Source organism: Mycobacterium sp. (assembly GCF_032162105.1).
In the GTDB taxonomy this organism is placed as follows: domain Bacteria; phylum Actinomycetota; class Actinomycetes; order Mycobacteriales; family Mycobacteriaceae; genus Mycobacterium.
On record NZ_JAVRPS010000169.1, the window covers coordinates 1 to 8799 of the forward strand.

General features: G+C 68.7%; 7 protein-coding genes and 1 pseudogene. 6 read left to right on the forward strand and 2 right to left on the reverse strand.

The annotated features are described in order from the left end of the window. On the forward strand, nt 1-447 hold a 447-nt coding region (locus QOC69_RS08770; RefSeq protein WP_526438430.1), incomplete at its 5' end, for an MMPL family transporter. Nucleotides 448-575: 128 nt separating this feature from the next. Here QOC69_RS08770 and atzF read toward each other — a convergent pair. After that, entirely contained in the window at nt 576-2201 is a 1626-nt protein-coding gene (atzF, locus tag QOC69_RS08775) for an allophanate hydrolase (RefSeq protein WP_526438432.1), read from the reverse strand. Between the two features lie 166 nt (nt 2202-2367). On the opposite strand from atzF, the gene QOC69_RS08780 reads away from it, so the two are divergent. Beyond that, nucleotides 2368-2856 (forward strand): single-stranded DNA-binding protein, encoded by a 489-nt coding sequence (locus QOC69_RS08780; protein WP_526438434.1) that lies wholly within the window; start codon nt 2368-2370, stop codon nt 2854-2856. Nucleotides 2857-2899: 43 nt separating this feature from the next. On the opposite strand, the gene QOC69_RS08785 is transcribed toward QOC69_RS08780, so the two are convergent. Next, nucleotides 2900-3646: a methyltransferase domain-containing protein gene (locus QOC69_RS08785; RefSeq protein ID WP_526438437.1), complete on the reverse strand. Its 747-nt coding sequence runs from the start codon at nt 3644-3646 to the stop codon at nt 2900-2902. 157 nt (nt 3647-3803) lie between these two features. On the opposite strand from QOC69_RS08785, the gene QOC69_RS08790 reads away from it, so the two are divergent. The 4 genes and pseudogenes from QOC69_RS08790 to QOC69_RS08805 form a co-directional block, all read left to right on the forward strand. After that, nucleotides 3804-4235 carry a MarR family winged helix-turn-helix transcriptional regulator gene (locus QOC69_RS08790; protein ID WP_526438439.1) on the forward strand — a complete coding sequence of 144 codons (432 nt, stop codon included), beginning with the start codon at nt 3804-3806 and terminating at the stop codon, nt 4233-4235. Then, nucleotides 4236-6002 (forward strand): MFS transporter, encoded by a 1767-nt coding sequence (locus QOC69_RS08795; RefSeq protein WP_526438442.1) that lies wholly within the window; start codon nt 4236-4238, stop codon nt 6000-6002. It begins immediately after the preceding gene. A 78-nt stretch (nt 6003-6080) separates the two neighbouring features. Next, nucleotides 6081-7754: an energy-dependent translational throttle protein EttA gene (ettA, locus tag QOC69_RS08800; protein ID WP_526438444.1), complete on the forward strand. Its 1674-nt coding sequence runs from the start codon at nt 6081-6083 to the stop codon at nt 7752-7754. Nucleotides 7755-7849: 95 nt separating this feature from the next. Continuing rightward, nucleotides 7850-8799: pseudogene (locus QOC69_RS08805) on the forward strand (NAD-glutamate dehydrogenase); the annotation flags it as partial.

Sequence of the window (8799 nt, forward strand, 5' to 3'; positions counted from 1 at the left end):
TCGGCCGGCTTAATCTTCGCCGCCTCGATGTTCGGCCTGTTGTTCGGCAGCCTCTCGACCATGGCGCAAATCGGGTTCATCATCGGTGTGGGCGTGTTAATCGACACGTTCGTGGTGCGCACCATCACGGTGCCGGCCCTGGCGGCAATGATCGGACGGGCGAACTGGTGGCCCTCCAAGCCCACTGCCGCCAAGGTGGCGTCGTTCGATATCCCGATAGACGCAGAGACCTCCGCCGCCGACATCGGTTTCTCGGACGTTCGCAAAGCCCGCAGCACGAGCGGTTTGGTGGGGGAAGCCGCGATTGAGAGGGCTGAGGGCCGATCGTGGGGCGAAACGCATACCACCCGTGTGTTTTCCGGCAGCGCCCTATCGTCGTCGGCCCCCACACGAGCTGCCGCGCTCATCGAGAGGAACCGTCGCGCCGCCGACGACGGTTGCCCGTAGGCACCGAGCACCTGCCACGCACCGGACGCATCGCGATCTACGCAACCCAATGACGGCAACTGCAGCTGCGATACATCTGGTGGCGCGCTCCGCCCTCACGAACGTGGGACCTCCCGAGCGGGTTCGCGCTAGCCGACCGCACCCGCGGCGACCGCCGCCGCCCAGCCGCCGTAGCGGCTGATGTCCACACCCGCGTCGGCCGCGCCGCCGTCGCACCCGAACGAAGTCCGCCAGGTGCCGTCGTCGAACTCGACCTTGCCGAGTTGCATCGGGGCGGGCAGCGCGGTCAGGAACCGGCCCAGCGCCGCGGGGGAGAGCAGCCACCGGTGCGCCTTCAACGCGGTGCCGCCGCCATCGGGCACTCGCGTGATCGCGGGCTTGGGCGGCGTCGACGGCAGCAGCGTCATCCGGTAGCGCGGGGACGTCGTCAACTCACCCGCCCAGCGGGCGCCCACGTCGGTCAGCTGATGCACCAGCGGCCCACCCCGCAGATGGGCGCCGAACACCACGAGCTCGGTGACGTCCGCGACGGCGAGCGGCCAGGCGTCCGGCGGCGCGTCCACCCCGGATGCCATCGCCGCGACGTCGAGTGCCACCGCGTCATCGAACGGGCGGGCCAGCACGGACACCCCGAACTGGGCGTCACCCGCCATACCCGCGGGCACCGACACCGCGCACATGTCGAACAGGTTGCAGAAGTTGGTGTAGACGCCCATCCGGGAGTTCACCCCGACGGGATCGGCGGCGACCTCGTCGATGCGCGGGTGCATGGGCGCCGTGGGCACCAGCATCGCGTCGACGCCGTCGAGGGATGCCATCGCCACGGTGCGAAGCCGCTGCACCTCGCGACGGTCGCGCACCAGCCGGTGCGCGGGGATGTCACGCGCCCCCGCGATGATCCGGCCCACGGTGGGGTCGATCGTGGCGTCGGGGTGGCCGTCGATGAATTCGCCGACGGCCGCGTACCTTTCGCTGACCAGTGCGCCGTCGTAGAGCAGTTTGGCGGCGGCCAGGAACGGTGCCACGTCGACGGTGACGACGCGGGCCCCTGCGTCGGTCAGCGCGCGGACCGAGGCGTCGAACGCGGCGCGCCACACGGCGTCGAGATCGGGCAGCTCGGCGGGAACGGCGACGACGGGGTTGGGCGGCGCGGCCAGGTTCACGTCGGCCGGCCACGGCCGCTGCGGTGCGCCAGCGGCCATCACGCCCATCGCGCGGTTGGCGACGGCCAGGTCGCGGGCCAGGATCGTGACGCAGTCGTAGGACTCGCACGCGGGGATGACGCCGTCGGTGCTGACCACGCCCACGGTCGCTTTGATGCCGACGATGCCCTGCAGGCCGGCCGGTACCCGCCCCGATCCCGCGGTGTCGGTGCCGATCGCGATGTCGGCCTCGCCGGTGGCCACCGCGACGGCCGACCCCGAACTCGAACCGCCGCTGATGTAGTCGGGGCGGTGGCTGTCGCGCACGCCGCCGTGCGGCGATCGGGTGCCGACGAGGCCGGTGGCGAACTGGTCGAGGTTCGTCTTGCCGATGACCACCGCGCCCGCCGCACGCAGCGCCGCCACCGCGGCCGCATCGCGGTCGGGACGGTAGGCGAACTCGGGGCAGGCCGCGGTCGTCGGCAGCCCGGCGACGTCGACGTTGTCCTTGACCGCCAGGCTGACCCCGGCGAGCGCGCCGCCGCCACGCGTGCTCTCGGCCAGGTCGGACCGGACGTCGGCCTCGTCGCGGCGGTTGATCCACACCGTCATGCCGACAAACCTAGCGGGCGACAGGTATTCCCGCATGTCCACAGAGCCGAATTCATCCACAACTCGGTGGTCGAGGTCGCCCGTCGTCAGCCCTGGCGTCGGGCCACGCACGGTAAATGGTCACGTCGACGGCACCCGCGTCGTCACAGTCAGAGAGGAATCAGCCATGTTCGAGACCCCCTTCACCATCGTCGGCAACATCGTCACCGATCCCGTGCATCGCCGCGTCGGCGAGCACGCCGTCGTCAAGTTTCGCGTGGCGAGCAATTCGCGTCGACGCACCGCCGACGGAACATGGGAGCACGGTGAGTCGTTGTTCGTTTCGGTCAGCTGCTGGAACCGGCTCGTCAGCGGCGTGGGAGCCCTGGTCAAGGGTGATCCGGTCATCGTCGTCGGACAGGTCCACACCAGCGAGTACGACGACCGCGAAGGCGTCCGGCGCTCTTCGGTCGAAGTGCGCGCCACCGCAGTGGGGCCGGACCTCGCTCGTAGCACGGTCCGGCTCGAACGGCTCAAGCGATCGAGCGACCAGCAGGCGGCCGAGGCGTCCGACGACCTCGCCGACTCACCAGATGAGGATGAGGTCGATCCCGACATCGACGACGACCTTGCGGAAGGGGACCCCGGTGACCGGGCACTGCCACTGACGGCGTAGCTCGGATGGGGGCCGGGCCCCCGCTCACACGGGGGACGTGGCGTCAGCCGCGTTTTCCGCGCACCCACTGGATGGTGCCGAGCGTCTTGGTGCGCACGCTGACGAAGCCGTGGTCTTCGAGGATGTCACCGATTTCGTCTTCGCCGAACGCATGAGCCCCGGTGTTCGGCAGCATCCGCCAGAACCGGGCGGCGGGTCCGGCGGTGGGCACCATCACGGCCAGTCGTCCGCCGGGTCGCAGCACGCGCGACATCTCCGCTAGCGCCGCCGCCGGGTCGGGTATCAGCTGCAGCACCGCGATCGAGACCGCGGCATCGACCGTGGCGTCGGCCAGGGGGAGCCGTTGGGCGTCCGCCCGCAGGAATCCGACCTGCGGTCCCGCCGCGGCACGGACCGCGCGTGCCAGCATCGGCTCGGAGATGTCGACGCCAACGGCCAACCCGTCCTGCCCCACGGCGCGGCCCAGTGACGCAGTGACGTTGCCGGGACCACTGCCGACGTCCAGTGCGGTGCCGCCGTGCGGGATGTTCAGCCAGTCGGTGGGCTGCTGCCACGCGGTGGCCAGCCTGCGTACCACGGCCTGGGTGTTGTCGTAGAGCATCGACCCGACCGGCGAGGCCCATGCCGCCTGGATCGCACCGGTGTTCTTTGGCACTCCGTGGTCCTGAACCGGGTCGGCCTGCAGCAGATCGAGGTAACCCTTGCTGACATCGGGGTACGCCGGCGGATCGGTGAGCAGTTCCAGTGCGCGGTGCAACGCGGGTGGTAGCGCGGTGTTCACATCAGTCATCTGTACTCCTTGAAGAAGACGAAGCCGCAAGTGAGACAACGGCTCCCGTTCGCAGAGTACGCCGCGCTGCTGTGCCACCGACTCCGTGCGGGGATGACGCGACCGACAGCGGCAGCCCACGACCATCAGCCTGAACTGATCAGTCTAAGCTGATGGAATGAGTACGCCCGACGTCGACGCGGTGGCAAGCGCGTTGTTCGTCAGCGTCGGCCTATTACGCCGACGGTTGCGGCGGATCTCGGTTCCTGGCGACTTGACGTTCGGCGAGATCGCGGCCCTGGCCCGGCTGGAGCGCTGCGGTCCGGCCACCGCCGCCGACCTGGCCCGCCAGGAGCAGATCAGCCCGCAATCGATGGGCGCCACCCTCGCGGGCCTCGAGAACACCGGGCTCGTCGCCCGCGGAGCCGACCCCCTGGACGGCAGGCGGGTGGTGCTGTCGGTCACCGACGCGGGACTGCGGGCGTTGGCGACGCGGCGAGAGGCGCGCGTCGAGCAGCTGGCCGGCGCGCTGAGCACGTTCACCAAGACCGAGCTGCGCCAAATTCTCGCCGCCGCTCCGCTGATCGAACGGTTGGCGGACAGCCTGTAGATGACGACCACCACCTCGACAGAGACCGGCGACCGCTACAAATGGGTCGCCCTGACGAACACCACCGCCGCGGTGTTCATGTCCGCACTCGACGGGTCGATCGTCATCATCTCGCTGCCCGCCATCTTTCGCGGCATTCAACTCGACCCGCTCGACCCCGCCAACATCAGCTACCTGCTGTGGATGATCATGGGCTACCGGCTGGTGCAGGCCGTGCTTGTGGTGACCCTCGGCAGGCTCGGCGACATGTTCGGCCGGGTACGGGTCTACAACGCGGGATTCACGGTATTCACCATCGCCTCGGTGATGCTGTCCTTCGACCCGTTCCACGGGGGCCACGGTGCGCTATGGCTGATCGGTTGGCGCGTCTTGCAGGCCATCGGCGGGTCGATGCTGGTGGCGAACTCGGCGGCGATCCTGACCGATGCCTTCCCGCCGGACCGGCGCGGATTCGCCCTGGGTTTCAACCAGGTCGCGGCGCTGGCTGGTCAGTTCATCGGCCTGGTTGCCGGCGGACTGCTCGCGGCCTGGGACTGGCGCGCGGTGTTCTGGGTCAACGTGCCCGTCGGCGTGTTCGGAACCTGGTGGGCCTACCGCAAGCTGCGCGAACCGACTTCGGTGGAACGCCACCGCGGGCGGATCGACTGGTGGGGGAATCTCACCTTCGCGGGCGGGTTGAGCGCAATCCTGATCGCCATCACGATGGCGTTGCCGCCGCACGGCGGGCACACCACCGGCTGGCAGAACCCCGTCGTGCACGCTCTGCTCGCCGGCGGCGTCGGCCTGCTGATCGTGTTCGTCGTGATCGAGTCGAGGGTGGCCGAGCCGATGATCCAACTGAGCCTGTTCCGAATCCGGGCGTTCGCGGCAGGGAACGCGGCGACGCTGTGCTGCTCGCTGGCGCAGGGTGGCCTCCAGTTCATGCTGATCATCTGGTTGCAGGGCATATGGTTGCCGCTGCACGGCTACGACTACGCCGACACTCCACTGTGGGCGGGTATCTTCCTGCTGCCGCTGACGGCCGGCTTCCTGGTTTCCGGTCCGGTCGCGGGCACGCTGTCGGACCGCTTCGGTTCACGCGGCATTGCGACGGCTGGAATGCTGCTGTTCGGGTCGACGTTCATCGGATTGCTGTTGTTGCCCATCGACTTTCCGTACTTGGCGTTCGCCATCCTGATCGCCGCCAACGGAATCGGCAGCGGCATGTTCGCCGCTCCCAACACCTCCGCGATCATGAGCAGCGTGCCCGCCAATCAGCGCGGCGTCGCGTCCGGAATGCGGTCCACCTTCCAGAACTCCGGCACCGCGCTCTCCATCGGGGTGTTCTTCTCACTGATGATCGTTGGGCTGTCCACCGGTCTGCCGCACGCCATGTCGGCAGGTTTGCAGCAGCAAGGCGTGGCACCCGCGGTGGCCGATCACGTAGCCGGGTTGCCGCCGGTCTCAACACTCTTCGCGGCCGTGCTCGGTATCAACCCGCTCGAGCACCTGCTGGAGCCGACGGGTGCGCTGACGTCACTGCCGCCGGCCAATCAGCAGATCATCACCGGCCGGGAGTTCTTTCCGCACCTCATCGCCGCACCCTTCGGCGACGGACTCACCGTGGTCTTCATCGTGTCCGCGATTCTGGCCGCGGTGGCCGCCTGCGCATCACTGATGCGCGGCAACCGAGTCCAGCGGGTGGCACCGGTCGACGATCGTCCACCCTGCGATCGCGGTTCGAAGTGCGGTGCAGGGGTGCAGATGGATAGCCCCTCGACGAACTGACCTCCGCATCGGCCCTGATCGGCCCCGCCTAGGATGGGCCCCGAGCAGTTCTTGCGAAACGAAAGGCAACAACACGGCATGGCCGAATTCATCTACACGATGCGGAAGGTCCGCAAGGCGCACGGCGACAAGGTGATCCTTGACGACGTCACGCTGAACTTCCTTCCAGGCGCGAAGATCGGCGTCGTCGGCCCCAACGGGGCGGGCAAGTCGAGCGTCTTGCGGATCATGGCCGGTCTGGACATCGCCAACAACGGCGACGCGTTCATCGCGCCCGACGCCACGGTCGGCATCCTCATGCAGGAGCCGCAGCTGGACGAGGACAAGACCGTCCGCGAGAACGTCGAGGAGGGTGTGCCGATCAAGGCGAAGCTGAATCGGTACAACGAGGTCGCCGAGTTGATGGCCACCGACTACTCCGACGAGCTGATGGAGGAGATGGGTCAGCTGCAGGAGCAGTTGGACGCGGCCGACGCCTGGGACCTCGACTCGAAGCTCGAGCAGGCGATGGATGCGTTGCGGTGCCCGCCGCCCGACGAGCCCGTCACCCACCTGTCCGGTGGCGAGAAGCGCCGCGTCGCATTGTGCAAGCTGCTGCTGTCGGAGCCCGACCTGCTGCTGCTCGACGAGCCCACCAACCACCTGGACGCCGAGAGCGTGCTGTGGCTGGAGAAGCACCTGGCCGACTACAAGGGCGCGATCCTCGCCGTCACCCACGACCGGTACTTCCTCGACAACGTCGCCGAGTGGATCCTCGAGCTCGACCGCGGCCGGGCCTACCCGTACGAGGGCAACTACTCCACCTATCTGGAGAAGAAGGCCGAGCGGCTCACCCTGCAGGGCCGCAAGGACCAGAAGCTGCAGAAGCGTCTGGTGGAGGAGCTGGCCTGGGTCCGCTCCGGCGCCAAGGCCCGCCAGGCCAAGAACAAGGCCCGACTTGGGCGGTACGAGGAGATGGTGGCCGAGGCGGAGAAGACCCGCAAGCTCGACTTCGAGGAGATTCAGATCCCGATCGGCCCGCGTCTGGGCAACCAGGTCGTGGACGTCGCCAACCTCGACAAGGGCTTCGACGGCCGGATCCTGATCAAGGACCTGTCCTTCACGCTGCCCCGCAACGGCATCGTCGGGGTCATCGGTCCCAACGGCGTCGGCAAGACCACGCTGTTCAAGACCATCGTCGGTCTCGAGGAGCCGGACAGCGGCATCGTCAAGGTCGGCGACACCGTGAAGCTCAGCTACGTCGACCAGAACCGCGGCGGCATCGACCCGAAGAAGAACGTCTGGGAGGTCGTCTCCGACGGGCTCGACTACATCGAGGTCGGCCAGAACGAGGTGCCGTCACGGGCCTACGTCTCGGCGTTCGGCTTCAAGGGCCCCGACCAGCAGAAGCCTGCGGGCGTGCTGTCCGGCGGCGAGCGCAACCGGCTGAATCTCGCGCTGACCCTCAAGGAGGGCGGGAACCTGATTCTGCTCGACGAGCCCACCAACGACCTCGACGTCGAGACCCTCAGCTCGCTGGAGAACGCCCTGCAGCAGTTCCCCGGCTGCGCAGTGGTCATCTCCCACGACCGGTGGTTCCTCGACCGCACCTGTACGCACATCCTGGCCTGGGAGGGCGACGACGACAACGACGCCAAGTGGTTCTGGTTCGAGGGCAACTTCGGCGGCTACGAGGAGAACAAGCTGCAGCGGCTCGGCGCCGATGCCGCCCGTCCGCACAGGGTGACCCACCGCAGGCTGACGCGCGACTAAATCCGGCGGGGCTGAGCGCAGGGACTCTGCGGGAGATTAGTCTCGCACCTGCGTGCCAGCGCCGGCACACAGCTTGCGAGTCAGGAGCGATCGGCATGACGGTGAATCCGGGGAGCGGCCAGGACTTCGACGGATCCGCCAACACGACGGTGCTACGCCAGGACGCCAACACCAGGCTCGCCAGGGCGTACCTCCAGACCTATCAAGGCCCGCACGGTGATGCGCCTGCCGCCGATTCGGCGATCACCGCGCCCGTCGACCAGTCGATCGCAGGCAGGCTGGTGTCGCCGGCGCTGCTGGCCGCCCACGGCCGCCTGGGCCGGCAGCGCAGGCTCGGCGAGACGAAGGTCGCGGTGTACGGCGCCGACGACGCCGCGGGTTTCGGGCCCGCCCTGCAACTGGTCACCGACCAGAGCGGAATGCTGATGGACTCCGTGACGGTGTTGCTGCACCGCCTCGGCGTCGCCTACTCCGCGATCATGAACCCCACGTTCCGGGTGCGCCGCGACACGTCGGGACAGTTGGTCGAGATGCGGCCAGCCGCCGACCCGGCGGCGCCCCGCGACGGCATCGACGAGACATGGATCCACGTCGCGCTGTCCCCGTCGGTGGACGGCCGATCACTGATCGAGGCCGCCCGCCTGCTGCCCAACGTGCTCGCCGACGCGCGGCAGGTGGCCGTCGACTCGGCGGCGCTGAACGCCACCCTGGTCGGTCTGGCGAACGCGCTGGACGCCGACCGCGCCGGACTCTTCCCCAGCTACGACCGCCGCGACGTCGCGGCGTTGTTGCGATGGCTCGCCGATGGGCACTTCGTCCTGCTGGGCTATCAGCGCTGCGCGGTGCGCGACGGCGAGGCGACGGCCGACCCGGCCAGCCGCCTCGGCGTGCTCCGGCTGCGCACCGACGCGTTTCCGCAGCTGACCGGCCCCGACGATCTGCTGGTCCTCGCGCAGGCCACCATGCCGAGCTTCCTGCGCTACGGCGCGTACCCGTACATCGTGGTGGTCCGCGAGACCTTCGGCGGGCAGGGCCAGGCCGTGGA